Here is a 26,306-nt window from a genome sequence, read left to right as displayed (position 1 = left end):
TCCTCGGATTGCGGCCCGTACGGTCCTGACTGCGGACATACCGCACCGAACGCAAAGGCGGATACCGGCTCGCTGGCGCGCGGGATCGGTTCGGGCGCGCGGAACCGCTTGGCGCGACCGTAGCGAATGCCCTTGAACGCCGTGACGCCGTCGCTCCCCGGCCCGAGTGGCATCCCGACGAACGCGCCGGCAGCGCATCGTACCTCGACGGGCGCAAGCGGCACCGTGGCTTGCACGGCGCCCGCGATCAAAGTCGCCGCGCCCGCACCAAGCGCCGAGCGCCGCGTCCAGCCGTCAACGGCGGACATCGAGGCCACCAGCGAGATACGCATCGATATCCGCCTGCCGGAACAGGCTGGCGTCCCCAGGTAGCGAATGCTTCAGCGCCGCGAGCGCAAGGCCGATCCGCGCAACCTCGCCGATGTCCGCGCCGGTGCGCAGCCCGTGCAGCACGCCCGCCGCGAACGCGTCGCCGCCACCGATCCGGTCGACGATGCCGGCCAGCACGACCTCGTCAGTCTGGACATGCTCTGCACGCGTATCGATGCGGGCAGACAACCGGTGGAGGTCGACATGCTCGACATGCCGCGCGGTCGACGCGATCGTCTGCAACCGCGGAAAGGCCTCGAATGCCGCCACCGCCGCCTCGCGTCGCCGATCCTCCGCGTCGCCCGAAAAATCGCGTCCGAGCAGCAGCGCGATGTCGCGGTGATTGCCGAACATCAGGTCGGCATGCTCGACAAGCTTGGTCAGGATCGCGCGCGGATCGGAATCCCACCGCTCCCACAATTTCCCACGCCAATTTCCGTCGAACGACACCGGAATGCCGCGTTCGGTCGCGGCCTCGACGGCAGCGAGCGCGCTTTCCGCAGGGACGGGGCCAAGCGCCGGCGTGATACCGGACAAGTGGAAGCGATCGACGCCGGCCAGCAGCGTGTTCCAGGCCCAGGCGCTCACCGGTGCTTCGGCAAATGACGACCAGGCACGGTCGTAGATCACTTCGGTCGCGCGCAACCCTGCGCCCGAGGTCACGAAATACAGCCCCATCCGTTCGCCGCCGAGCGTCACCGTCGACGTGTCGACCCCGTGTCCCCGCAACGTGGTGATCGCAGCACGCCCAAGGTCGTTGTCGGGAACCATCGTCGCCATGCCGACATCGTGGCCGAGCCGCGCTAGCTGCGTGACGATATTGGCCTCGGCGCCGGCAACCCACACGTCGAGCTTGGGCGTCTGGAGCAGCAGTTCGCGCCCCGGTGGCGACAACCGCAGCATGATCTCGCCGAACGCCAGAAACTTGCTCATATCACCCCTTCACCTAATCCTCCCAGTACCGGGGAGGATCTTCAGCGCGCCAGCCAGCCGCCATCGACCGCCAGGATATGACCCTGGACATACTTCGCCGCGGCCGATGAAAGGAACACCGCCGCCCCGCCGAGGTCGGACGCGTCGCCCCATTTGCCCGCCGGGATGCGCCCCAGGATCGACGCGTTGCGCTCCTCGTCGGCCTGCAAAGCGGCCGTGTTGTTCGTGGCGATGTAGCCCGGCGCGATCGCGTTGACGTTGATGCCCTTGCTCGCCCATTCGTTCGCCAACAGCTTGGTGAGACCGCCGATGCCCGACTTGGAGGCGGTATAGCTCGGTACGCGGATGCCGCCCTGGAACGTCAGCATCGACGCAATGTTGACGATCTTGCCCCCGCCATTCGCGACCATGTGTCGCCCCGCCGCCTGACAGAGGAAGAACACCGATTTCAGGTTGGTGTCGATCACCGCGTCCCAGTCCGCCTCGGTGAAATCGACTGCGTCAGCGCGACGGATGATCCCGGCGTTGTTGATGAGGATGTCGAGCCTGCCAAGCTTGCTCACCGTCTCGTCGACGACGCGTTGGACAGGCTCGATCGTCGAAAGGTCCGCGGACACGATCTCGGCCTTGCGCCCCAGCGCGCGGATCTGCGCGACGGTATCCTCGGCAGGCGTGCGTCCGACACACGCCACGTCGGCGCCTGCGGCTGCAAGGGCAACCGCGATGGCCTGGCCGATGCCGGTGTTCGCACCGGTGACGACGGCGACCGTGCCGGTCAGATCGAAGGGATTCGTCATGCTCTTCTCCTCCCCCCGCTTACAGGGGGGCCGGGGTGGGCTCGCGCTTTCCTTAAGCGGATCGATGGTGGTGAGTGGGCACCCACCCCCAGCCCCCTCCCGCACGCAGGAGGGGGAATTCATTACGCCAGCTGGCAGATATCCAGCACGTTCATGTCGGTATAATCCTGGTTCTCGCCGGCCATCGCCCAGATGAACGCATAGGCCTTGGTGCCCGAGCCCATGTGGATCGACCAGGGCGGGCTGATCACCGCTTCCTCGTTCGCCATCACGATGTGCCGGGTCGCCTCGCCCTCGCCCATGTAATGGAACACGCGGTCCTTCTCGAGATCGTCGAGCTCGAAGTAGAAATAGATCTCGCTGCGACGCTCGTGGATGTGCGGCGGCATCGTGTTCCAAACCGAGCCGGGCTTCAGGACCGTCAGCCCCATGACGAGCTGCGCGCTGTCGCAGATCCCGGGGATGACCATCTGATAGATCGTCCGCTCATTCGAGTCCTCGAGGCTGCCCCGCTCCAGCGTGGTGGCATCGCCAACCGAGATCACACGCGTCGTGAATGCCTTGTGCGCCGGGCACGACGCCAGATAGAAGCGCGCGCCGTCGCCCGAGAACTGGACGTCCTTCGCGCCCATCGTCACGTACAGGCAGTCCTTGTTGCCGAGCGTAAACGTCTCGCCGTCGACCGTGACGGTGCCGCCGACCTTGCCGACGTTGACGACGGCGAGTTCGCGCCGCTCGAGGAACGGGTGTCCTGCCGCAGACGCCGGCTCGGCCTGGTCGGGCAGCTTCACGCTACCGCTCGCAACGGCGACGCCGCCGATCACGAAGCGCTCGGCATGCGTGTAGTTCAGTACGCACTCGCCATCGCGGAACAGGTCCTGGATCAGGTAGCGGTCGCGCAGTTCGTCGTTGGAGACGCACTCCATCATGTCGGGATGCGTGGCGTAGTAGGTGCGGTCGTACATAAGGGACTCCGGTCAGGCCGCTTGCGCAGCGAAAAGAGGTTCGTCGAGACGGTAGGCACGACGCACGAGGCCGCTGGTCAACTCATGCGCGAGTTCTGCGGCTTCCCAGTCGGCAAGGCGGTGCTCGGCGACCAGTCGCGCTAGGAATCCGCAATCGATCCGCCGCGCGACATCGTGCCGCGCCGGGATCGAAAGGAACGCCCGCGTGTCATCGTTGAACCCGACGGTGTTGTAGAACCCGGCGGTCTCGGTCGTCATCTCGCGGAACCGACGCATCCCCTCAGGACTGTCGTGAAACCACCACGACGGCCCGAGCTTGAGGCACGGATAATGCCCGGCAAGCGGCGCCAGCTCTCGTGCATACGTACTTTCGTCGAGCGTGAAGAGGATGATCGACAGCCGCGTGCTGGTGCCGAAACGGTCTAGCAACGGCTTCAACGCATGGACGTAATCTGTCCGCGTCGGGATGTCGGCGCCCTTGTCGCGGCCATGGCTCGCGAACAGCCCGGCATTATGGTCGCGCGATGATCCGGGATGGATCTGCATCACCATGCCGTCCTCGACCGACATCGCCGCCATCTCGGTCAGCATCTGTGCGCGGAAGAGTTCAGCGTCGGCCGACGTCCAATCGCCGCGCGTCACTTTGGCGAACAGTGCCTCCGCCTCGCTGTTCGATAGGTTCGCGGTCGCGGCGGTCGGATGCCCGTGATCGGTGGCAGTGGCACCCGCTGCACGGAAGTCGGCCCGGCGCTTGCGGTGCGCAGCGAGATAGCCCTTCCAGTCGTACACGTCCTCGCCGGTCAGTTCTGCGAACCGCGCCATCGCCGGCTTGAACGCCTCATGCTCGACGTCGATCACGCCGTCGGGGCGATAGGTCGTGACCACCCGCCCGTCCCAGCCCGACTGCCGGATGCGGCGATGCGCGGCGAGATCGTCATGCGCGCCCTCGGTGGTCGCGAGGAACTCGATCCCGAACCGGTCGAACAGCTCGCGAGGACGGAAAGCGTCGGACGCAAGCTTCTCGCTGATGATGTCGAAATACCGGTCCGCGGTCGACGCTTCGAGCGCGACGTCGATCCCGAACACGTCTGCGAACACGTGATCGAGCCACAACCGCGACGGCGTGCCGCGAAACAGCGCATAATGCTGGGCGAACAGCTTCCACGCCGCACGCGGATCGGTCGCGGGCGTGCCGTTCAACCGCGGGATCGCCAGCGCATCCAGTTCGACGCCCTGACTGTAGAGCATCCGGTAGAGATAATGATCGGGCGCGAGCAACAGCGAGGTCGCGTCGGTCCAGTTGACGTTGTCCGCGAACCACGTCGGATCGGTATGGCCGTGCGGACTGATGATCGGCAACGTCGCCACTTCGGCGTACAACGCCCGCGCAATCGCACGCATCGCAGGCTCCACCGGAAAAAGGCGGTCCGGATGCAGTTCCAGAGCCCTTGTCATCGTCCATCCTCCCTGCCGCTTCGCGCGATCCTCACCCAACTTGGTAACCGGTGTCAGCAGATTGCGCAACATTCAATCCCGTCAGTTCATCGGGTCTCGGTGCCGGCCGGCGGTGAAACCGAGGCGCGCCGGATCAGTGTCGAGAGGAACAGCGACGGCTCTTCGACCAGATCGCTGCCGTCACCGACCCCTGCGATCAACTTCAAAGCGGCCGAGCGTGCCATCGATGCTATCGGCCAACGCACGGTGGTCAGGGGCGGCCAGACGTGCGCGGCGATCGGCGTATCATCGAAGCCGATGATCGACAGGTCGCCTGGAATGTCGAGCCCACGTTGCCGCGCAGCGTGAATGATCCCCGCCGCCATCTCGTCGTTGGACGAGAAGATCGCAGTCGGTCGGGGCATCACGTCAAGCAACCGCTCCGCCGCGACCAGTCCCGACTCGAACGTGTAGTTGCCGTCCGCGATCATGCTGCGCGGCAGGGAGATCCCCGCTGCAGCCAAGGCGTCCTCGAACCCCAGGCGTCGTTCGCGCGCCGAGCGAAATCCATGCGGTCCGGCGACCAGACCAATCCGGCGATGCCCTTGTTCGATCAGATACTCGGTCGCGATGCGCACCGCCTCACGGTCGTTCGACGCGACCATGTGATCGGTATCGTCGATCACCGCAGAGCCCATCCGGACATACCGACAGCCGATTGAGTCGCAGAGCTTGGCGACGGAATCATTCTCGCTGACCGGTGGCATCAACAGCACCCCGAAAAGTCGCTGCCGTTCGAGGAAGTGGCGGAGGTCGTCGAGCATCGTCGCCGATCCGCGATCGAGCGGTCGTACAACCATCTCGAACTCGGTCCCCTGCAACGCCTCGAGCATCCCCTGCTGCACGTTCAGCACGGTCTGAGCGTTTGGGTTGTCGTGAACGAGTCCGATCAGGAAATTTCGCCGAAGCGCCAGCGCCCGTGCCTGCGGGTTGGGAATGTAGCCCAACTCGCCGATCACGTCCTCTACCCGCTTGCGCGTATCGTCGTTGAGCAGCGGCGATCGGTTGATCACCCGGCTCACCGTCTTCTTGGAAACCCCGGCGATCCGGGCAACGTCGTTGATCGTCGGCTGTCCGGTTTTCTGCATCAAGACGACATAGCCCGACCCGACCCAGCCGTCTTGCGGAAAAGCCTGGGCCGTCGCATAATGCTGACACCGGTTACCGATAGAAGAGGATGCGATGGCGACTGCTCTGAGGGTCGATCCGCGCGACGGCGTCGCGACACTGCTTGACGATGCCTTGGCGGGCGAGATCGTGACGGTCGGCGAGGGCGTCGACGCCGCTAGCCTGATCCTGACCGCCGACATCGGGCGTGGCCACAAAGTTGCGCTCGCTCCGATCGCAGTGGGCGATCCGGTGGTCAAGTACGGCTTTCCGATCGGCACCGCGACGCAGCCGATAGCCCCCGGCGCGTGCGTCCACTCGCACAATCTCAAGACCGGGCTCGAAGGCACGCTCGCCTACCGGTTCGATCCGGTCGACTCTGCATCGCCGCCGGTCGCATCTACTGCGACATTCGAAGGCTATGTCCGCGCCGACGGCGTTGTCGGCACGCGTAACGAAATCTGGATCCTGTCGACCGTCGGTTGCGTCGCGCGCACCGCGGAGCGTATCGCCGCGAAGGCCGCAGCACTGGTCGGTAATACGGTCGACGGCGTCCACGCCTTCACGCATCCGCACGGCTGCTCGCAGCTCGGTCAGGACCTGGAAGGCACGCGGACCATCATGGCAAGCCTCGCCTGTCATCCCAATGCCGGCGGCGTGCTGATCGTCGGGCTGGGCTGCGAGGAGAACCAGATCAGGGCGCTGCTCGCGACGATCCCGGAGGCCCGCCGCGGCATGATCCGAACGCTGACGACGCAGGCCAGTGGCGACGAGATCGCGGAGGGCTGCGCGCTGGTCGCCGAACTCGCTGCGCTGGCGAAGGCATCGCGCCAGACCGTGGGTGTCGACAAGCTCGTCCTCGGCGTCAAATGCGGGGGGTCGGATGGCCTGTCGGGCCTCACCGCGAACCCATTGGTCGGTCGAATGAGCGACCGTGTCACCTCGGCAGGCGGCCGCGTCCTCGTGACTGAAATCCCCGAGATCTTCGGCGCGGAACAGATGCTGATGAACCGCGCTGCCAGCGAGCCCGTGTTCGACCGGATCGTCGCAGTCGTCAACGATTTCAAACGCTACTTCCTCGATCACGGCGAGACGGTGTCGGAGAATCCCTCGCCCGGCAACGTCGTCGGCGGCATCACCACGCTCGAGGAAAAGTCCCTCGGCGCCGTCCAGAAAGCCGGGCGCGCTGCGATCTCGGACGTGATCGACTATGGCGGGCGCATCCGGGTCGATGGGCTCACGCTGCTGGAGGCGCCCGGCAATGACGCCGTCTCCTCGACCGCGCTGGCGGCGGCGGGGGCGACAGCGATCCTGTTCACGACCGGCCGAGGCACGCCGCTCGGCTTCCCCGTGCCGACGATCAAGATCGCGTCCAATACCGATCTCGCCACGCGCAAGCCGGGCTGGATAGACTTCGATGCGGGCGCCGTCCTGGAGGATGGCTTTCCGGCGACCGAAGAAGCGCTGCTCGCGCGCATCGTGGACGTCGCGTCGGGCGCCGAGACCGCCGCCGAACGCAACGGCGAACGCGAGATCGCGATCTGGAAACGAGGCGTGACGCTGTGAACCGGTTGTCGTTTGCAAACCTCTCCACCCTGCCCGCATCCATACAAAGCCCAGAGGCACGGTCAGCGGGCGGCGTCGGCATCGTCCATTTCGGCCCCGGCGCATTTCACCGCGCGCATCAGGCGGCCTATGTCGACGACCTGCTTACGCACGATCCTCGCTGGGGGATCGCGGCGGTATCGATGCGGACGCGCGGTACGATCGACGCACTCGCGGAGCAGGACGGGCTCTATACGCTTGCGATCCGCGACGCCGATCCGTCGATGCGCGTGATCGGCGCGCACCGCCGCTTCCTCGGGCCTGAGGACGCGGCGGAGACCCACTCGCTGCTTGCCGACCCGGCGGTCGCGCTGGTGACGACCACCGTGACCGAAAAGGGCTATTGTCTCGGGGGCGATGGCACGCTCGACATGGGCCATCCCGATATCGTCCACGACCTGGCCGGAACCACGGTTCCGCGCAGCGTCGTCGGCTGGATCGTCGCCGGCCTCGCCGCGCGCCGGGCCGCCGGGACCGTCCCGTTCGTGCCGATGCCGTGCGATAATCTGGCGAGCAACGGCGCCAAGCTGCACGCAGCACTTGTGGCTTTCGCGACCCGAACCGACCCCTCGCTGGCGGACTGGATCGCGGGCGAGGTGCGAATACCCTCGACGATGGTCGATTCGATCACCCCAGCGAGCGACGCCGCGCTCTACGGCGACATTGCCTCGACGCTCGGCGTCGAGGATCGCGCCGCGGTCCAGCGTGAATCGTTCACACAATGGGTCATCGAAGACATCGGGTGCCAGCTCGGCCCCGACCTCGCCAGCGTCGGCGCGGCCGTCACCACCGATGTCGGCGGCTATGAAAAGGCCAAGTTGCGAATCCTCAACGGCGCGCATTCCACGCTCGCCTATGCCGGCCTGTTGCGCGGATCGAGCAGCGTCGTCGACGCGATGCGTGACCCGGAACTCGCCGCGTTCGTCGACGCGATGATCGTCCGCGACATCATCCCGATGCTGCCCCCCGTCCACGGGCTCGACATCCAGGACTATCGCGCAGCCGTCCTGCAGCGCTTCCGCAACCCGGTAATCGTCCACCGGCTCGACCAGATCGCACAGGACGGTTCGCAGAAGCTGCCCTATCGCCTCGGCGACACGCTGATCGCCAACCGCCGCGCCGGACGCATGCCGACGCACGTCGTCGCGGCATTCGGCGCCTGGACCGCGTTCCTGATCCGCCGATCGCGCAGTGGACAGCCGATCGTCGACCCCGCCGGCAACAGGCTGGCCATACTCGCATTCGAGGGCAGCCCGGCGGAAATCGTCGCGCGCTTGACGGACGAAGGCCTTGGCATCCCTCGCGAAGTGCTTGAGGACGCTGCGCTTATGGCCGCGCTCGGCCGCGCCGCGAACGACGCTCACAACGAAGACTGGACGTCGTTGTTCGCGGGCTGAGCAAGTCGACTTGTCAATGACACCGGTTTCCCATACGCTTCGAAAAAATCGAACGACATTACAGGAGGGGTTCTTGGCGGCACAGCCGAACACGACCAACACGACACGGATCGCCCAGACCTTCGTGGACGCGCGCCGCGACGGCGGCGTCGTTTTCGAGTTTCCCGGCGACGTGCCGGTCACGCTCGATGAGGGCTATGCCGTGCAGGACGCGGCACTGCTGCTCGCGGACGGCGTCGTGGCGGGCTGGAAGGTCGGACGGATCAACCCGCCGCTCGACGGGATCGACCGCCTGACCGGCCCAATCTTCGCCGATCAAATCGTCATGGCCAGCGCCGATCCGGTCGCTATGCCGGTGTTCGCGCAAGGGTTTGCCGCGGCAGAAGCCGAATTCCTGCTCAGGATCGGCACCGCATCCTACCCTGCCAAGTCGACCTACACGATCGACGAAGCCCGCGCGATGGTCGACGCGGTGCATGTCGGGATCGAGATCGCGAGTTCGCCTTTCCCCGGCATCAACGCGCTCGGGCCGACCGTCACCGTGTCCGATTTCGGCAACAATAACGGGCTGGTCGTCGGCGCCGATGCCGAGGGGTGGCGCGAGGGCGACGTCAACGCATGGCCGGTCGAGCTGTGGATCAACGACGCCTTGATCGGTGCCGCGACGAGTGCGACGATGCTAGACGGGCCGTTCGGCGCGGTCCGCTATCTGCTCGAACACTTGGCCGCCCGCGGAATCGCATTGTCGCCGGGACAATGGGTCTCGACCGGCGCGGTCACCGGCGTCCATCCGGTCGCGATCGGCGACCGGGTCGAGGCGCGCTTCGACGGACGGTTCGCCGTCCACTGCACCATCAAGGCCCGCTAGAGGCTGTCTTTAGGAGAGAAGCCAATGGCGAGCATGAACATGCCGGAGGTGGGCGCGCCCGACGCGAACGGCGCGATCGGTGACGCAGGAGTAGGCGGCAAGATCGGCCGCTATCGCTGGCTGATCTGCAGCCTGTTGTTCGCTGCGACCGCGATCAACTATGTCGACCGACAGATGATCGGCGTGCTGAAGCCGACCATCTCCGCCGAACTCGGCTGGAACGAGACGACCTATGCCGACGTCATCTTCTGGTTCCAGGCCGCGTATGCGATCGGATATCTTAGTTTTGGACGGATCGTCGACGTGCTCGGCGCGCGGATCGGCTATTCAGTCGCCTTCGTGATCTGGACGCTCGGCCACACGCTGTGTGGATTCGCCGGCAACGCGTTCCAGTTCTCGGCCGCCCGCGTCGTGCTTGGTCTAGGGGAGGCAGGCAATTTTCCGGCAGGCATCAAGGCCGTGTCGGAGTGGTTTCCCGCCAAGGAGCGAGCCTTCGCGACCGGCGTCTTCAACGCAGGCGCGAACATCGGCGCAGTGATCACGCCGCTGATCGTGCCCATCATCACGATCGCGTTCGGCTGGCGGATGGCGTTCATCATCACCGGCGCGATCAGCCTGGTCTGGCTCGTCGCCTGGATCGCGATCTACCGCCGCCCCCGCGAAGTGGCCAAGCTGTCGCCGGCGGAACTGGCGCATATCGAGAGCGATCCGGCTGACCCGGCGAAGAAGATCGGCTGGATCAAGCTGCTCGGCTACCGTGAGACGTGGGCGTACGCACTCGGCAAGTTCCTGATCGATCCGATCTGGTGGCTGTTCCTGTTCTGGACGCCGGACTTTCTCGCCAAGACCTATAATCTCGATCTCAAGAGCTTCGGACCGCCGCTAGTCGCGATCTACCTGCTCTCCGACCTCGGCAGCGTGGCCGGCGGGTGGTCTTCGTCGAAGCTGATGAAACGCGGTTATTCCGCCAACTTCGCGCGGAAGATCACGATGCTGGCCTGCGCGTTCCTGGTGATGCCTATCTTCTTCGCCCAATATGTCGACAATCTCTGGCTCGCGGTCGGGATCGTCGGTCTGGCGACGGCGGCGCACCAGGCGTTCTCAGCCAACCTCTATACGATTCCTTCGGACATGTTCCCGCGTGGCGCAGTCGGGTCGGTGGTCGGGATCGGGGGCACGGTCGGCGCGATCGGGGGCATGATGATGGCCAAGTTCACGGGGTACGTCCTCCAGACCACAGGCAGTTACACGCTGATCTTCGCCGTCGCGGGCAGCACGTATCTGATCGCGATCACCGTCGTGCACCTGCTCTCGCCGCGCTTGGCGAGAGTGAACGCCGACTGAGGGTTGTCCCGCCCTCCTGTTCTTACGCAAGGACGGGACCGAGCATGGGTCCTCGCGTTCGCGGGGGCGCATTTGCGACGCAGTGAGATTTAGCCAGATCGCTCAATGCCGATTGGCTGCAAGGAGAGAGCAGTGAAGCGTTCCACCACGGCGTCCGTCCTCGCACTAGCTGTCGCCAGCGTCACGACTGCGGCTGCACAGGACGCAACCGGCCTCCTCTTCCGCGCGTCCGCCGACAAGAGCCTCACCGCCGACTACGCGACCGGTGATCCCGTCCCCAATTTCCGCAGCGGCGTCGACGTCACCCCGGATGGCGCGATCGGCGGCGCCGCGCGATGGGCGGACGACGGTTACGTCGCGTGGAAGGCACCCGGCAACATCCGCGCCGACCGCGGCACGCTCGCGTTCTTCTGGCGCGCCCGCACCCCCGTGGGCAAAGCCCCATTCGTGATCTTCCGCGCCGGGTTCGCGGACCATTCAAGCTGGGACATGGCGTTCTTGCGGATCGACTGGAACGGCCACGGATTCGACGCCTTCGTCACCGACGCCAACCTTTCACAAGTCCGGGTCGCTTGGACGATACCGCAAGCGCTCGCCGCCGACGCCTGGTCGCATGTCTCGTTCGCCTGGGACGAGACGGTCGGCGTGCAGCTCTTCGTCGATGGCAAGCTCGTCGCGCGGAAGGACCAGAAGGCCGACCTCGACAGCGGCCTCGACCAGTTCGGTCTCGCCGGTCGGGTAATGTCGCCGCACCAAGTGCAGAGCCGCTACAATTTCATGCGCGGTTCCGACCTCGACGAGATCCGCGTCTACGACCACATGCTCACAGCCTCCGACGTCGCCGCGCTCGCCGACAAGCGCGAACCGTCCCCCGCCCCGGCGACCGGCCCCGCCGCCAGACGCACGGCTTGGCTTCACCGCTACGGCTGGGACAAGACCACACCGCCCGTTCTCGATGCCGACGTAACGCGCGTCCGAAAGGTCGAGTTCGTCGACGCGAAGGACCTGAAGCAATGGATGTGGAAGGGCGTAGACGGCATCGCCGAGACGACCTGGCCCGGCGTCTACAACCGATCCCGCCTGCCCGGCCGCGACGATTATTTCGAGCTGCCCGACTGGAACACCTATGTCGAAGGCGGCAAGCGCTACGATCTGACGATCCCCCCTGGCGAGCGCGTCAACCGCGTCGAGATCCGCGGATCCGCGTACGGCCGACTCGACTGGGGCGACGGAACCAAGACTGCCTTGATCGGCGCCCGTGCTCCAGGCACGGTCCGCAGCGTAAACCAGTTCGCCCCCCGCACCGGCGGCACGCTCAGCTTCACCAACACGATGCAGGAGCAACCGATCCAGGAGTTCTGGGCCTACGACATCGGCGCGGGCGCAGAACCCGCAGGTAGCTTCAAGCTCTCCTACACCGTCGACGCAACCGCCTCTCCCAACCTTGCCGCCCTCGCGCCCCTCAACGCCTACATCGCGGGCCGCTTCGCTTCGGACGAGCGCAGCACCGTCGTCGCGATGCCCTCCGTCGGCCTCAAAGCCGCGGTCGGCGCAGGCACCGGCGGCGCATCCGGCGCCCCCGTACGCCGCAAGGACGCCGCGCCGATCGTCCACATCCTCATCCCGGCGAGCTTCGGCGACGCGCTTCCCGACCGCCCGCTGGCACGCGCGTTCGACTATGGCTGGCAGAACCTCAACGACGGCCTCGACGGCCTCGCGATCGACATCCCCGCGCTGAAAGCCGAGCCCAACGCCGCCGGCCTGATCGCGCTCAACGTCCGCGTGAAGGACCCGATCTGGCCGGGCCGCGACGTGATCGACCTCTCCGTCTCGGTCCGCCCGAACGAAGCACGTACGCTCTGGCTCGACCTGCGCGACCGCATCCTGCCCAACGACAGCATGTATCTGACGATAGCCAGCGCTGAGCCGGGCTTCGATGCCGCCGCGCTGAACGGCGCGAAGATCCGCCTCGTCTTCAAACCTCGCGCCGCCGCCCTTACCGAACACGTTGCCGACCGGATGACGCAAGTGAAGGACAATTGGGGTTTTCTCGTCGAGGAACACACCGCGTCGAAGCGCGCCGGCCTCTACCAGCGCCTCTTCGCCGACATCTCCGACCTGCTTCGCGTCGACCCTGATAACGCGCGCGCCCGCACCTATTGGGCGGACATCAATTATCGGCCAGAAAACCTTCCCGCCTTCGTTCAGCCAGTGGCCCCCGCAGGTGTACCCCTATGGGCCTTCCGACAGCTCGAAGACCTCAAGCGTGTCCGCGAGTTCGTCATGTGGTGGATCGACGAACGGCAAGTCCCCTACGGTGATTTCGGCGGCGGCCTCTCTGACGACACCGACCTGACGCAGCAATGGCCCGGCCTTGCGTTGATGGGTGTCGAGCCCGACAAGATCAACGCCTCGCTCCGCGCGCTGTCGGATGCGGTCTACAAGAACGGCATGATCGTTAACGGCCTCGGCTACATCACAGCCGACGAACTCCACGCGTACGAGGAGGGCCTGAACAGCAACGCCGAACGCCTCTATCTGAACTGGGGCGAACCCAAGGCGATCGAGCGGCTGATGGACACCACGCGTGCCCTCCAGACGGTGATACTCAAGAACCCCGCCGGGCACATGCACTTCGCCAGCAACTGGTATGGCGGGCGGAAGATGTACCGCGAAGGCGCATGGGAATGGCAGAAGCCCTATGCCTTCACCGTTATGCACGGCCCGATGCTGGTCGGCCTCTACAACGCCAATCCGCTCGCACGCGGGCTCGTCACCGGCGTGATCGACGGCTGGATGGCGCATGGCAAACAGGGTCCGGACAGCAGCTGGAGCTATCCCAACGAGATCAACTGGCGCACCGACGCCGAGCGCACCGGCGACGGCGGCGGCATCACCACCTCGCTCCAGGCGACCTGGGCCGCATGGCGCTACACCGGCGATGCGAAATACCTGCGTCCGATCGAAGCACGCCTCGCCAAGGCGGGTGCGGGGGCACTCGCCGAGTTCAACGAGAACGCGTTCGACGCACTTCCCGGTGGCGCCGCGGCCCGTGCCAAGTTAGCCGCCACCAAATCGCAAGACCCGTTCGCCCGCTACACTGCCTGGGCCGCGACCGGCGACACCGCCCCCCTGGAAGCACTCCACGCAGATGCGATCGCCGACAAGTCGCAGCACATGGACATGTACACCGAAGGCCATTGGTGGAGCGACCGCGTCGACCAGCCAAGCGAGATCCTCCAACGCGAGCGCCTCGGAGGCATCGCGCTGCGCCGCAACCAGAGCTGGCCAGGCAACACCGTAAGCTGGCGCTTCGCCGAGCTAGGCGCCGCAACACGCGTTGCGCTCCTGCTCCCGGACGCGACACCGACCAGGTTCCGGGTGATCGGCTACAACACCACCGATCACGCCCAGCGCGCGACGATGTCGACTTGGACCGTCACCGCCGGCCGCTGGTCGATGCAGGCGTCGACCAGCGGCGACGGCGGCAAGACGCTCACACCGATCGGCGCTGCGCAGACCATGACGCTCGAACGCAGCGCCAGCACTGACGTGACGTTCGCGCCCGGCACCACGGTGTTCGACTTCGCGCTGATCGAGCCGGGCACTCCAGTAGACGAGCGCGCGGACCTCGGCATCGGCACGGACGACGTGGTCATGAGGGGTCGGAGCGCAGCGATCACCGTCCACAGCCTTGGCGCGAAGGACACAAAAGGCGGCCATGCGGAATTGATCGACGCGACGGGCAAGGTCGTCGCCACCACGCGCATCCCCCCGCTAGCCGCACCGCTCGATCTCAAGCCCAAAACCGCGACTGTGAAACTTGCGGTCCCGTCCCGCCTCGATCCCGCGACGCTGGCCATCCGCGTCGCGCTTACCGGAGACGAGCCCGAGATCACCCAAGCCAACAACAGCGTGGCATTGACCCGATGATGCGCACTCCATGACGCTTCGCCAATTTCCCGACGCCTGCTCCGTCGGTAGCGTGACCGCTCCCACCCCGTTCGCGCTGAGCGAAGTCGAAGCACACCTCCCTTGGGTCACGCCATTCGACTTGGCTCACGGCGAACGCGAGTATGTGGGATGACGCCAAACCGCAGGAATATGCTCGCTGGGCTGGCGTCATCAGTGTTCTTCCCTTCTAACGTGCACGCCCAGACCGCCTCGTCTCTACGCCAAGCGCTCGACGCGGCCGCGGCGACCGATCCAGACGAAGCACTCCGTCTTCTCGCCCCCTTCGACCCACACGCCTTGCAGCCCGGTGGCCGCCTTGATCTGATCACAACGCGAGCCGGTTTGGCGGTCGACGCCGCCATCGCGCGGTCCACGTTCGGCCGCACCGGACGCAGCCCTTACCGCGTCACCCCTACGACCGGCGCCTGGAAGGCGGCACGTCCGGTTCAAGCCAGGATTGACGCAGACACCACCGCAATCCTCGCCGACGCCAAAGCAGGCATCGTCGCTCCCCGCCTGTCTCTCGATCGCACGGTCGACGCTCTCCGGGCGGCGCTCCCAGATCCCGCGATCGAACGACAGATCGCCGCGCTCGAAAGTCTCCGCGACATCGCACCATCCGCTCCCGGGGTCGGACGGTTCAAGGGCGGCGCGGACTGGTACGCGCTACAACTGCAACGCTCGCTCGGCACCATGACGCCAGCCTATGCGGAACGTCGACTCTTTGTCGAGCTGAACCGCCTCCACGCCCGTGCCACGTACCTGTTCGATCGGATTGGCGCGCCCAAAGGGACGGTCGCGGCGCGCTATGCCAAACTCTGGCAGAACGAGCGCTTTCTCTATCCGGACACTAACGCTGGCCGTGCCGACGCAATTGGCGACATGAACAGCATGCTCGCCACCGCGCGAGCAAAAATCCCGACGGCGTTCGGCCAGCTCCCTCCCTGGTGCTTGAACGCCAGCGCCCGCGCGTTATCCACAGAGGAGATCGCCGCTGGCCGCGGCGGCTATCGAGAGGTCCCAACTCCGACTCGCGCCGGCGCATATGTCGTCGATCTAAAGGATATTTGCCGTCGCCCGCGCTGGACGTTCCCCAGCGTCGTGGCACACGAATTGCTGCCGGGCCATATGATCCAACTGGGTCTGGAAGGTATCACCCCGCCCCACCCGCTCCGCATCGAATACGCGTCATCCTTTGTCGAAGGCTGGGGCATCTACGCTGAGCAACTCGCGGAGAAAGCCGGCACATACGGCGATCCTCACGATGCGCTCGGGCACACCCACTGGCTCCTTTTCCGCGTCGCCCGCGCGCTCGTCGATCTTGGTATCCACCTTTACGGTTGGTCGATCGAGCAAGCAAGGCACCGCCTTACCGAATGGCAAGGTCAACCCGCCTATTTTGCACCGTTCGACATTGAGTTGGCGCGGATTCCCCTCGAGCCGGGCACTCGCGTTGCTGAGGCGATGGCTTGGCTCGCAATTGCCGACGACGGCCGCCGTAAACGGGCTACCGCCTATCATCGCAGCCTACTGCTATCGGGACGGAAGCGCGTTAACTTAACTATCGTAAGTTGAAATTTGCGATCTAGATTAGAAAATACACATCCGCTCTGCTGTAGGTCCCAACTGAGAACGTTATTCCGCTCTCTACCAGGAAGCCGCCGTTCGCGCCCCTGCCCGGCCGCCTGAACGAATGGCAGCTTACCGCAACGGGCCGCTCGAAAGCGGGCAGGCCGCTATCCACCAAGCGTTAGCGTTGCTGGCGAGGCGCCAGGCCCCATTCCCAATCATTCAGGGCCTACTTGTGCGGCCCAAAACAGACATTCGTTCAAGGTAGTGATTTGGGCGCCGCAAACTCCTGCAATCGATTCAGCGGGTTTCGTTCGCTGATTAACGGATGCGCAAAGCGTCCTCTACGCTGAGTTCGGATCGAGCGACGTCTTGGAAAATTCATCGCCAGCCTCACACGTAGGCAGTAGGCGCGCACTTACGAGCTTGCGCGCAAATTTGCCAAGTTCGGGCGCGTCGCCACAAATCACTCCGCGATTGTTTTTATTCAAAATTTCAGACCAGAGTGGCAAAACCCGCCGTCCTGATGACTATAACTCCAGCGGACAAGTGCCTCACCTATAGCAGCGTCGCGCCTACAGGATTCTCGAGAGCGGAACGCGTTGCAAACGTCGCCTTCCGCCGCTTGCCGAGCTCGATTCTGAAATTGTCGAGCACCGTAAGGTCGGCCTCCATCTCGTCCGGGGACGGCTGCGGGATGTCGCGGCCGGCTGACATGTCGTGGCCTGAACGTTCCGAGGCCCGCTTCATCGCGAAGAAGATCGTCCGGTAGTCTTCGTCAGTGACGGTCACCTCCTTAAGCCTACCCGTCATCACGTCCGGCACGAACCTTACAACCGTCTTCGCGAAGACCACCTCCTCGACCGCCCGTTCCCAAGATTCGCGCAGATCAGAGTAGAAGTCCTTCGCCTGCCGCCGGTATTCGTCCGTGTCAAAGTCGGTCAGGGATTTAAGCTTCTTCGCGCGTAGCCTCAGCGTCTCGATCCGCGCGCCGAGGTCGGCAACCCAGGGCTCGCGGTTCTCCCGGATCACGCCGAAGCCCTCGGATTGGGTCTTAGCGACGACTGACTTAACCAGCGGTGCGCCGTCTCCTGCTCTGGCGGCCTCCGATACCACCTCGTTAAAGAACACCAGGTTGTGCGTGAAGATGATCACCTGCCGTCCCTTCTTCGCTTCGGTCACGAGACGGTGCGCGACTTTGCGAATACGCAGATGGTCAAGCGAAGAGACGGGATCATCTACAAGAATTCCGTAGCGCGCGTCGTCGCCTCCGATCTCGGCTAAGAAGCACGCGAGCGCCAGCGCCCGCTGCTCGCCTTCTGACAGCACCTGGTTGTTCTTCACCGCGCCGGCGCCGTGCAGGCCAACTGAGAAGAGGCTCTTCCCACCGGAGCTGGAGTCGCTAACCTTGAACGGGAGGTGGGTCAGGCCGAGCGCGGCGATCTCCTCTGCGATCCTTCGTTCGAGCTCCTCGGTCACGAGCTGCTTGCGTAGGGCGGTGATCTGCGTCGAGATCGACCGCGTGGCTACCCGCGCCTGACAAACCGTCAGCAACTTCTGCTCCGAGACGTCACGCAGTCGCTGGAGCACCGTCTCGAGGTCATTCCCGAGCTTGGCCCGATCTTGGAGTTCGGCCAGCCGTGTCCGCATGGCGTCAAGCGCCTCGGTGTGCGAAGCGCTCCGCTGGAGCGACGCAGCCTCGGCCTCGAGGCGTGTGAGTTCCGCCGCGACTGTATCTACGAGGCCAGTAACATCCGGCGTAGGTGCCGGCGTCGCCGTCTCGTTCAGAAGTGCAGCGCGCCTTGCCTCAAATCCGGCCAGCCCCTTGAGGAGGTCGACCACGGCCGCAGCCCTGGTCGCGTCGAGCTGTCCGTATCCAGACAGGGTCTCTTCGACGACGGTTGCCTCAGGCACCTTGACCTGCTCGACCTGCGCCAAGAGCTTCTTCAGGGTATCGCGCGCGCCGTCGGCGCGCTTCGTAGCTTCGCCGCTCACGAAGTCATTGAACCGGGCGAGCCGCGCAGCGCCCGGCGGGGTTAGCGGCTCGAGACACAGGAGGCACAGGTCGCCGGTCGTCTCGGGCAGGCGCTCTGGCGGTATCTCCACGCCAGCCGCAGCGAACTCGCGGGCTGCCTCAAACAGGATGCGCCAAGACTCGCCGCCGACATTCGCGACAGGTTCGTCCCCAAAACTAACAGTCGCTGCGATCCTCTCTGCCTCCACCGCTTGGCCCAGCTCGCGCCGGGCCGACGCGAGCGTCTCGCCCACCGTCTCCGAGAGTCCGTCTTGGAGGGTCGCCAGCACCTGGCCTACGCGCGTTAGCACAGTGACGGCGCGGCGACGCGTCGCCGCCAGCGCCACCGGATCTGCGGCGAGCTCGGCTTCGAGGCGGGCAAGCTCAGCGAGGTCCGGCTGGCTCAACTCGGACAGTCTGCGGATCTCGTCCTCGGTGGGCAGCGAGGGGGCCCTGGAGTCCAGCTTGGCGAGGGTTAATGCGACTACGCTACCCGGGGTGTATCCGGCCGGCAGCCCGACGCGCAGCCGCGGCGTGAGCACCTTCTCGTCCGCCAAAAATTTCGCGGCCATCCGCTGGCACAGCTCGCCGTGGTGTTCGAGGATTGCGAGCTCGCGGGGCAGATAGGCGATCCTGTTGCCGCTATCGACGTAGAGCCGGGCGTTATGACTGTCGAACACAGAGATCTGGCGGAGTTGTGATGGAGGCGGTGTCGCGGGATCCCACTCGAGCTCGGTCACCGCATCGTCGCCGACCTGGTAGCGCACATGCACCCGCATAGGTCCGCCGCCGGCGTCGAAGACATTCCCCCTCAGCTGATCCGACGTTAGGCTCCGGCACAGCCGCTTGGCTATGCGGGTGTAGCCGCTTTTCCCGCTCCCGTTTTCCCCATACACTAGAGTGATGCCCACACCGGCCATGCGCAACTTCTGACCACCGGCTAGGCGGTCTATGTTCTGCACGGGACCTAGCTGCGCAAGCACCGTCCGCCGCGTCTCGCCCGAGGGGCCACCGAGTTGCGAGGCGTCGATTGCAGTCATGGGGTGGGGTGAAGAGCTGGCACCGGCCGCAGCACGCACGTTGTCGAGGATGCAGTCGGCATCCGTCTGCGCAATAGAATGATCTGCCGCCGCAGCGATCCGACGAAGGCTGTCATTTACCCAGTCAGGCTGCTCCGCAGCCCAACTCATCAGATCCTTGGCCATTTCTCCTCCCCTGTACGGCCAGAATGATTGCGTCCCGTGGCCGAAGCAAGTGAGGTTTCAACTAAATCGATCCGATGGACTGGCGCCTCGAGCAAAGGAGTTTGAGCAAACCACCGAGTGTGCCGGTTCGTGCTCAAAAGCAGTCGTTGCCATCTACCATTAGCGCTCGAAAATGTAACGGTGGCCCCGTCTGAACAGACGTCCGCTTAGCACGATCGCTGCCGGAAAGCGGACGCTTCAATCTCTACCACCGGGCTTCCAGTCGTCGTTTTCACCGAGCTCCGATTAGGTTTACCCTGTTTCCAAGATGTCGGAACGCGCGGTCACGGCAGGTCAGCAGAATCACCTGCATTCGCGACGCCGCGTCGGTCAGGATCTCGGTCATCAGATCGAGGCGGGCATCGTCCGAATAGACGAGCGGGTCGTCGAGGATCAGCGACACTGGTAAACCCTGCTCCAGCAGCATGTCCGCGAAGGCCAGCCGAGTGAGCACCGAAAGCTGCTCCTGGGTGCCACGGGAAAGGTCACCGCAATTTTCACCTAGCCCGCTACGCATGATTGATGTCAGGCCTAGATCATCCCCAAAGCTAGGATCGCAGCCGGGCAGGAGCCGCTCGATGTGCCGACGCGCCCGCCGGGCGACGGGCCCGACGAACGTCCGTGAGGTCTCTGCACGCGCACCTTCCAGCGTGTCGCGAAGCAGCCTCAGCGTTTCCGCCTCCTGCGTCACGCGCGCCAGGTTGGCGGCCGCAGCATCCGCTTCTTCTCGCGCAGCAGCAGCGCGGTCCGCCAGTCCCTTGCCGCCTTCCGCCTCAATCCGGGCCTCGAGCCCGGCGACCACCTTCTCCAGATCGATCCGCTGCGTCCGGGCGACCTCGATACGTTTGTCCAACACCCCGATCTGGCGTTCGATCACCGCTACATCATGCGCTGTCGCAGCACGTTCGGCATCCTGCAGACGAACCAGCGCAGCAGCTTCTCGCTGACGTGCCTCCAGCATAGCCTCATCCAGACGATCTACCTCAGGCTTGCCTTCCAAAGCAGCCAGCTGCGCTACGGCGTTGGCAGCATCACGCTCTGCGCTAGCCGCCTGAACCATCAGCGGCGCATTGCGCGCTTCCAGCTCGCGCAGTTGCGCAGACGCCGCCTCATCGACGCCCTCCGCCCTTGCGAGCGCGCAATCCGCCTCCGCCGCGATCACGCTCAACTCGTCGACGTCCGGTCCTTTCTCACTGCCCTCCCCTTCAGTGCTTTCCGGCAATCCTGCCATGAAGGTCTTCAGGGCCGAAGCACCGGCGTCGAGACCGAGCAGCGCCACGGCCGGCGTGATTCCAGATATCTGCGCTTCAAGCGTCCGCACGTTGGCGACAGCATCACGTGCGACCTCATTACGTGACCGCGCGTCAGCGACACTTGTCACCCCGTAGTCGGCCAACGCGGCGCCCAGGTCATCGCGGGCGTTGGCGAGCGCCGTTTCGGCGCTTTGCAGCCCAGCTGGCGGTCGGATGATTAACTCAGCCTCGCCAAGCTGGATGCGCGTCTCACGCGATAGCGTCTGGTCACCGCGCTCGACCGGCATTCCGTCGATCCGAACACCGCTGACATCGCCCGCGAACTCGATCCGGGTCGCGCCCGCCTCGACTGCCGCGCGCGCCTTGTCGACGGCACGTTCGCGTTCCTCCAGCGTCTTGATGACGCTGGAGGGGATCACGGTCGTACCGAGTTCGCGCGCTGCCTCCAGTTCGGCTTCGAGGGGCAGCAGCTCAGCATGCCGCTGGCGTACCTGCGTGATCTCAATTTGACGTGCTCGCGCCGCAACGCATTTGTTGCCAGCATCAAGTGCGGCATGCGCCTTGCGCCTATCGTCGCGGGCCGTCGCCAGCCTATCACGCGCCGTACCCGCTTGCTCACGCGTGCTGGTCAATTCCTCTTCCAGGCCGGATCGTTTCTCACGCGCCTTGCCAAGTGCTGCGGCCGTGTCACTGACAGCCTTCCGAGCATCAGCGAGACGCGCGGTGAGGTCCTCCAGTCCCCTAACCTGATCAGCAAGGCGGCCTCGCTCGGCCAGCCTAGTATCGCGCAACTGCGCAGCAGACCGCGCCACGTCGATCTGACCAACGAGAGCCTTTCGCCGATCTGCGTCCGTCGTATCGGCAAGATCACGGTCCAACACTTTCAGCCTAGCCCAAGCGGCCTCGAGATCGGAGAACCCTTGTTCAAGGGCGGCGAGCCGGGCGGCCGCCTCGGTCGCAACGCTCTCGGCAGCGTCATGCTCGGTACGTGCCGTCGTCTGGCGACCGCTAGGCCGGCCGGTGTTAGTCCAATAGTCTGCGAACTGGCTGTCGATCCGGGGCCGGACACGCTGGTAGGCTGCGCCGCCCATGATCGTGCCAACCTCAGCCTCTAGCGTCGCACGCACGCTATCGCGGACGATATCGCCCGGGGCCGTGACTTCGAGCGCCTGCGCCTGCCCTACCCAAAGCAGCCCCAGCGCACCGTGAGCGGCCGCGTCGCCGGCTTGGCTCGTGTCACGGCGCGCGCCGAGCAATGCCTGCAGCTGAGCTTCAGCATCTTCGCCTTGTGCACGGCCGTTTGGTCCACGCACCTCGACCGACGCACCTTTCAGGAAGCGCTTATTAACCTGCCAGTCCTCGCCTCGCGCCTCGAAGCCGACCTCGATCTGCGGGGCGACGGCCTCGCCGTGCGGCGCATAGCTCCGCGCCAGCCGGTTGGCTGTGTTGTGCCGAATGAAGAAGGCCGCGCGCATGGCTTCCAGCAGTGTCGACTTGCCGGTCTCGTTGGGCTCGATGATGACGTTCAAGCCGTCAGTGAGCCCGTCGAGGACGAACGGCTCACGGAACTTACGGAAGTTGGCCAGCGCGATGCGCCGGATCTTGAGGCTCATGCTGCGTCCTGTCCGCGCTGATATTCCACGAAGAGGCGCTCGAGCGCCCGCTTGGCCGTGACCCCGTCGGTACCGCCGGCCTCGATCATGCGCATCAGCTTTGCGGCAGCCGTTCCGATCATCCCCTCTACCTGCAGATCCGCCAGGTCCTGCTCGCTTGGCCGACCCACCAGGTCGTCTGCCGCAACCGCCAGATGCCGAAGGCGATGGCGTAGGTCATTGTCCAGCTTGCCAAGGATCGTGATCCGGTCGGACAGGCTGACGATGCCGGCAAGCGACAGCTGCAGGAGCGTTGCCGACGGTTCGATCGGGCCAAGCAGCCGATCGCACTCGGCGGCAAAGCCGTCCGCGTCAGGGATCGTCCAATTCCGCATCAGCCATTGGAACTTGCCCGTGCGGATCGGTGACACGATCGGCTCCACGCCTTGCTCCAGCGCCACGAGCAAGGCATATCCCGGTTCGTCTCGCTGGAACCGATCTTTTTCCGGTGTGCCGGAATACCAGGTTCGTGAATCGACCCGCAGCGCTCCGTGCCAGTCACCGAGCGCCAGATAGTCTAGGCTGGAGCGCTGTGCGCGATCGGGAGCGATCTGGTTTTGCGCCTCACCGCGCGACGAAAAATCACGGATCGAACCATGGGCCAAGCCAATGCGCAGTGTCGCGCCCGGCGTCTCCATCGTGTCGAACAAGGCCGTCGGGTCATCAAGATTGTGCCGGTGCGTGAGTGGTGCCGGCAAAAGCCAGTGTCCAGGTTCCAGCTCGCATGGCACGGGCTCGGTGATGACGCGGATGTTCGCCGCCCCTTTGGCGCGGACACGGTCCCAAAGACCGCTGTTGCGGGCGAAGTCGTGATTGCCGGGGAGCAGCCACCACGTGCAGGCATATCGCTGCATCCGTGACACTGCCTGCACAATGACGCGATCTTCTGGACCCTCGGTATCGAAGACGTCGCCAGCGACCAAGACATGCGCAGCGTCATGCTCGGCCGCGGCCTTGCCGATCGCATCGATCGCATCGAAGCGCGCTTCGCTAAGTGCTGCGCGGACATCACTATCAAAGCGACCGTACGGCTTACCTAGCTGCCAGTCTGCGGTGTGGATTAGGCGTAGCATAGGGCTCTTTCGGTAACTTCTGGCCTACGTGCCGAACGCTGCCGCCACTTTGCCGTTCTACTGGCAAACATCATCGTCATTGCGTTCTTGTTCAGGACGCTACGCTCGCTGAACGAGTTGCTCGATGGTCTCTGGTTCGGCTTTGATCAGCGACAATAGGACTCGCGCCGGCGCATCTGGCTGGCTGCGGCTTTGCTCCCAGTCCCGCACTGTACCCAGCGGGAGATGGTATGCGCGGGCAAACTGATCCTGTGTCTTACCCGTACGTTTGCGGATCGCCGCCACATCGATGGGTGCCGCTACCCTTGCGTGACCCGTTTCCCCGTTGGCATGAGCGATAGCGTCACTGAGGCCGGCTGCGATCTTGTCGAAGGCACTCTTCATTTTTTCCTCCTAAGGCTGTCGGTCAGCGTCTTGGTAAAAGTGGCAAGAGCATTACGCTCGCCCTTGGTCAGGTTAGCTTTTTCGTTCTTCCCGAAGACGGTCAGCAGGAACGTCGGTACATTCATGCCCGCATAGTAGGTGATCACCCGATACCCGCCAGATTTACCGCCGCCCGGTCGCGCTACCCTTAACTTCCGAGCCCCGCCGCACCCCGGCATGATCTCACCGGCTTCCGGATTGGCAGCGATCAGATCGACCACCATCTGCTGCTCCTCGGCACTCATGCCAACGTCCTTCGCGGCCGCAAGGTAGGCACTGGTTTCGATGACGGACTGCATACGACAGCATGTACGGGATACCCGTAGTTAGTCAAGTGGGTAGCATTTGGTTGGGAGGCACCAGAACGCGGGCGGTAGCCCCCCTGCCCCACAGTCTGAACGAACGTCTGTTTACCGCAATCGCCGCCCGAAAACGGCCGGGCCGCTATCCACCAGTTTTCACTAATCTCCGCGACGGGTTAGCGGCAGATTCTTCTCTAGGGGAGTAGGACGGGAAGGCCAATCTTGCTGGCGGCTATGTAGGTGATGTGCGACCGACGCCCCCACTCCGCTGCTCCAGCAGCTTGGCCATCGAGCTGTCAAAGCTGCTGGCGCGCGATCTTGCACGAACCGAGTTCCGAAGACGAGCTGCTCTGAACAGGACAGCAGAAGGCTATAATGTAGACGGGAACGTTCAGCGAAACGAGGTTGAGGAAAGCTGATGCGCGTAGTGCTGTATGCACGCTATTCAACGGATCTCCAAGATCCGCTATCGATCGACACGCAGTTGACGATGTGCCGTCGCGAACTTGCACAGCGAAAATGGACCGAGGTCGGATGCTACACAGATGGTGCAAAGTCCGGCGCAACAATCTACCGGGCCGGGCTACAGGCGTTACTTGCCGCGGTAGGAACCGGGGGCGTTGACGTAGTGTTCGCAGATGCGATGGACCGGGTGTCGCGAAGCCAGGCGGACATTGCTTCGCTGTACGAAAGACTGAAGTTCCGCGGCATCCTCCTTGTCACACGCAAGGAAGGCGAGGTCGGGGCGCTGCAAATCGGCATGATGGGAACGATCAACGCCGAACAGATTGCCGCGACCAGCTTGAAAACTCGCGATGCTCTAATCAAGCGGCACGCAATGGGAAAGAATCCCGGCGGCACTGCCTATGGCTATGAGAACCGCATCGCCTACGACCTGTACGGCGAACGTACCAGGGGTCTGCAGCAGATCGTGCCGGCGCAAGCCGCTATCGTCGTACGGATCTTCGAAGACTATGCTGCTGGCATATCGCCCGGCAGCATAGTCCGCCGCCTTAACGAGGAAGGCGTACCGCCCCCGCGCAGCGGTCGACGTGATCGGGCAACGTCGAGCAATCCACCTGCATGGACGCCCAACACGCTGACCGGCAACGCTGAGCGTGGTACTGGCATTCTCAACAACCAACTTTATGTCGGTAGACGCGCTTACGCCCGCCAGACGTACCGCAAGAATCCCGATACCGGTAAACGACATGCATTCCTGAACGCAGAAGAGCAGCAGGCTACCACGGTCGCAGCACCAGATCTGCGCATCGTCAGCGACACGTTATGGCAGAGCGTCAAGGACCGCCAGCAGTCGCTGCGGCGTGGCCCGATGAAGGCCCGGGACGCCGTCCCTGCCCTGCCCTTCGTCGCACAGCAGCGCCCGAAATATTTGACATCCGGCAAGATGACCTGCGGCGAATGCGGTTAGAGCTATGCCAAATCTGGTCGCACGCGGTTCGGCTGTCAGGGGGCATCAAAGAAAGGCCCAGCCTTTTGTGGGAACCGCCTGACCATCCGCCAGGACGATCTGGACGCCCGCATCCTATCCGGTCTCGCGCACGAGATGGTGCGTGACGAGGTGCTCGCGGTATTCCTCGAGGAGTATGCGAAGGAGACGGCGCGACTGGAGGCAAGCGCGACCGACAGTCAACCGCAGCGCGATCTCGGATTGATGAAGATCGACCGGCAAATCGCCCTCGCCAAGGCAGCCATCCTCAAGGGTGTGGACGCCTCGATGTTCATTGCGGAAATGAGGGCGTGGGCCGAGCGACGAGGCACGTTTCTTGCCGAAGCGGAACGCGCATTTAAGGTACCGACGCCTACCAACTTACTACATGCGGATCTTGGCAACACGTACCGCCAGAAGGTCGGACGGCTGACCGATGCGGTCGAGGATGATGCGCTCCGCTCACAGGCGTTCGAGCGCATCCGTTCGCTGA

18 protein-coding genes and 1 pseudogene are annotated in these 26,306 nt (G+C 64.6%); 8 read left to right on the top strand and 11 right to left on the bottom strand.

Annotated features, from left to right (window positions below; all coding sequences use genetic code 11):
- From sphst_RS05370 to sphst_RS05345, 6 genes and pseudogenes are all read right to left on the bottom strand, one after another.
- Nucleotides 1-332: pseudogene (locus sphst_RS05370) on the bottom strand (carboxylesterase family protein); the annotation flags it as partial.
- Nucleotides 295-1,302: a sugar kinase gene (locus sphst_RS05365; protein WP_031393793.1), complete on the bottom strand. Its 1,008-nt coding sequence runs from the start codon at nt 1,300-1,302 to the stop codon at nt 295-297. The gene sphst_RS05365 and the pseudogene sphst_RS05370, both read right to left, overlap by 38 nt.
- 41 nt (nt 1,303-1,343) lie before the next feature.
- On the bottom strand, nt 1,344-2,099 hold the full coding sequence (gene kduD / locus sphst_RS05360; protein WP_031393792.1) for a 2-dehydro-3-deoxy-D-gluconate 5-dehydrogenase KduD: 756 nt from the start codon (nt 2,097-2,099) through the stop codon (nt 1,344-1,346).
- 122 nt (nt 2,100-2,221) lie between these two features.
- Nucleotides 2,222-3,064, bottom strand: coding sequence for a 5-dehydro-4-deoxy-D-glucuronate isomerase (kduI, locus tag sphst_RS05355; RefSeq protein ID WP_031393791.1), 843 nt, complete (start codon nt 3,062-3,064; stop codon nt 2,222-2,224).
- A gap of 12 nt (nt 3,065-3,076) precedes the next feature.
- A complete protein-coding gene (gene uxaC, locus sphst_RS05350; RefSeq protein WP_031393790.1) occupies nt 3,077-4,519 on the bottom strand; it encodes a glucuronate isomerase in 1,443 nt (480 codons plus the stop codon).
- An 86-nt stretch (nt 4,520-4,605) separates the two neighbouring features.
- Entirely contained in the window at nt 4,606-5,646 is a 1,041-nt protein-coding gene (locus sphst_RS05345) for a LacI family DNA-binding transcriptional regulator (RefSeq protein ID WP_031393789.1), read from the bottom strand.
- A 94-nt stretch (nt 5,647-5,740) separates the two neighbouring features.
- Between sphst_RS05345 and sphst_RS05340 the strand changes: the two genes are divergently transcribed.
- From sphst_RS05340 to sphst_RS05315, 6 genes are all read left to right on the top strand, one after another.
- On the top strand, nt 5,741-7,231 hold the full coding sequence (locus tag sphst_RS05340; protein WP_031393788.1) for a UxaA family hydrolase: 1,491 nt from the start codon (nt 5,741-5,743) through the stop codon (nt 7,229-7,231).
- The gene (locus sphst_RS05335; RefSeq protein WP_031393787.1) at nt 7,228-8,667 is read left to right on the top strand and encodes a mannitol dehydrogenase family protein; all 1,440 of its coding nucleotides are present in this window, start codon (nt 7,228-7,230) and stop codon (nt 8,665-8,667) included. Before sphst_RS05340 ends, sphst_RS05335 begins: the two co-directional genes overlap by 4 nt.
- Before the next feature lie 73 nt (nt 8,668-8,740).
- Nucleotides 8,741-9,535, top strand: a complete 795-nt coding sequence (locus sphst_RS05330; protein ID WP_056405780.1) for a 2-keto-4-pentenoate hydratase — start codon at nt 8,741-8,743, stop codon at nt 9,533-9,535.
- Between the two features lie 24 nt (nt 9,536-9,559).
- Nucleotides 9,560-10,879 (top strand): MFS transporter, encoded by a 1,320-nt coding sequence (locus sphst_RS05325; RefSeq protein ID WP_031393785.1) that lies wholly within the window; start codon nt 9,560-9,562, stop codon nt 10,877-10,879.
- A 105-nt stretch (nt 10,880-10,984) separates the two neighbouring features.
- A complete protein-coding gene (locus sphst_RS05320; protein ID WP_056405781.1) occupies nt 10,985-14,812 on the top strand; it encodes a LamG-like jellyroll fold domain-containing protein in 3,828 nt (1,275 codons plus the stop codon).
- A gap of 195 nt (nt 14,813-15,007) precedes the next feature.
- Nucleotides 15,008-16,408, top strand: a complete 1,401-nt coding sequence (locus sphst_RS05315; protein ID WP_159043528.1) for a DUF885 family protein — start codon at nt 15,008-15,010, stop codon at nt 16,406-16,408.
- 552 nt (nt 16,409-16,960) lie between these two features.
- Here the strand turns inward: sphst_RS05315 and sphst_RS05310 are convergent.
- The 5 genes from sphst_RS05310 to sphst_RS05290 form a co-directional block, all read right to left on the bottom strand.
- Nucleotides 16,961-19,621: an AAA family ATPase gene (locus tag sphst_RS05310; protein WP_031393561.1), complete on the bottom strand. Its 2,661-nt coding sequence runs from the start codon at nt 19,619-19,621 to the stop codon at nt 16,961-16,963.
- A 271-nt stretch (nt 19,622-19,892) separates the two neighbouring features.
- Nucleotides 19,893-22,526, bottom strand: a complete 2,634-nt coding sequence (locus sphst_RS05305; protein ID WP_031393560.1) for an AAA family ATPase — start codon at nt 22,524-22,526, stop codon at nt 19,893-19,895.
- Nucleotides 22,523-23,638: a metallophosphoesterase family protein gene (locus sphst_RS05300; protein ID WP_031393559.1), complete on the bottom strand. Its 1,116-nt coding sequence runs from the start codon at nt 23,636-23,638 to the stop codon at nt 22,523-22,525. The genes sphst_RS05305 and sphst_RS05300 overlap by 4 nt, the downstream gene beginning before the upstream one ends.
- Before the next feature lie 99 nt (nt 23,639-23,737).
- On the bottom strand, nt 23,738-24,022 hold the full coding sequence (locus sphst_RS05295; protein WP_031393558.1) for a helix-turn-helix domain-containing protein: 285 nt from the start codon (nt 24,020-24,022) through the stop codon (nt 23,738-23,740).
- Nucleotides 24,019-24,306 (bottom strand): type II toxin-antitoxin system RelE/ParE family toxin, encoded by a 288-nt coding sequence (locus sphst_RS05290; protein WP_234387436.1) that lies wholly within the window; start codon nt 24,304-24,306, stop codon nt 24,019-24,021. The genes sphst_RS05295 and sphst_RS05290 overlap by 4 nt, the downstream gene beginning before the upstream one ends.
- A gap of 475 nt (nt 24,307-24,781) precedes the next feature.
- Here sphst_RS05290 and sphst_RS05285 point away from each other — a divergent pair, with 475 nt between their 5' ends.
- Nucleotides 24,782-25,795 (top strand): recombinase family protein, encoded by a 1,014-nt coding sequence (locus tag sphst_RS05285; protein WP_031393556.1) that lies wholly within the window; start codon nt 24,782-24,784, stop codon nt 25,793-25,795.
- Between the two features lie 135 nt (nt 25,796-25,930).
- Nucleotides 25,931-26,306 (top strand): hypothetical protein (locus sphst_RS05280; RefSeq protein WP_159043527.1); only part of this gene is annotated, 376 nt, incomplete at its 3' end.

The organism is Sphingomonas sp. STIS6.2 (assembly GCF_000732685.2).
Taxonomy (GTDB): Bacteria; Pseudomonadota; Alphaproteobacteria; order Sphingomonadales; family Sphingomonadaceae; genus Sphingomonas; species Sphingomonas aerolata.
Note: the sequence above shows the minus strand (reverse complement) of the source record. Positions and strands in the feature narration are given on the sequence as shown.

Coding starts and splice junctions, on each gene's coding strand:
- sphst_RS05320 (WP_056405781.1), top strand. CDS start 10,985: ATGCCGATTGGCTGCAAGGAGAGAGCAGTGAAGCGTTCCACCACGGCG.
- sphst_RS05365 (WP_031393793.1), bottom strand. CDS start 1,302: ATGAGCAAGTTTCTGGCGTTCGGCGAGATCATGCTGCGGTTGTCGCCA.
- sphst_RS05325 (WP_031393785.1), top strand. CDS start 9,560: ATGGCGAGCATGAACATGCCGGAGGTGGGCGCGCCCGACGCGAACGGC.
- sphst_RS05295 (WP_031393558.1), bottom strand. CDS start 24,022: ATGAAGAGTGCCTTCGACAAGATCGCAGCCGGCCTCAGTGACGCTATC.
- kduD (WP_031393792.1), bottom strand. CDS start 2,099: ATGACGAATCCCTTCGATCTGACCGGCACGGTCGCCGTCGTCACCGGT.
- sphst_RS05290 (WP_234387436.1), bottom strand. CDS start 24,306: ATGAGTGCCGAGGAGCAGCAGATGGTGGTCGATCTGATCGCTGCCAAT.
- kduI (WP_031393791.1), bottom strand. CDS start 3,064: ATGTACGACCGCACCTACTACGCCACGCATCCCGACATGATGGAGTGC.
- sphst_RS05310 (WP_031393561.1), bottom strand. CDS start 19,621: ATGGCCAAGGATCTGATGAGTTGGGCTGCGGAGCAGCCTGACTGGGTA.
- sphst_RS05305 (WP_031393560.1), bottom strand. CDS start 22,526: ATGAGCCTCAAGATCCGGCGCATCGCGCTGGCCAACTTCCGTAAGTTC.
- uxaC (WP_031393790.1), bottom strand. CDS start 4,519: ATGACAAGGGCTCTGGAACTGCATCCGGACCGCCTTTTTCCGGTGGAG.
- sphst_RS05345 (WP_031393789.1), bottom strand. CDS start 5,646: ATGCAGAAAACCGGACAGCCGACGATCAACGACGTTGCCCGGATCGCC.
- sphst_RS05340 (WP_031393788.1), top strand. CDS start 5,741: ATGGCGACTGCTCTGAGGGTCGATCCGCGCGACGGCGTCGCGACACTG.
- sphst_RS05285 (WP_031393556.1), top strand. CDS start 24,782: ATGCGCGTAGTGCTGTATGCACGCTATTCAACGGATCTCCAAGATCCG.
- sphst_RS05300 (WP_031393559.1), bottom strand. CDS start 23,638: ATGCTACGCCTAATCCACACCGCAGACTGGCAGCTAGGTAAGCCGTAC.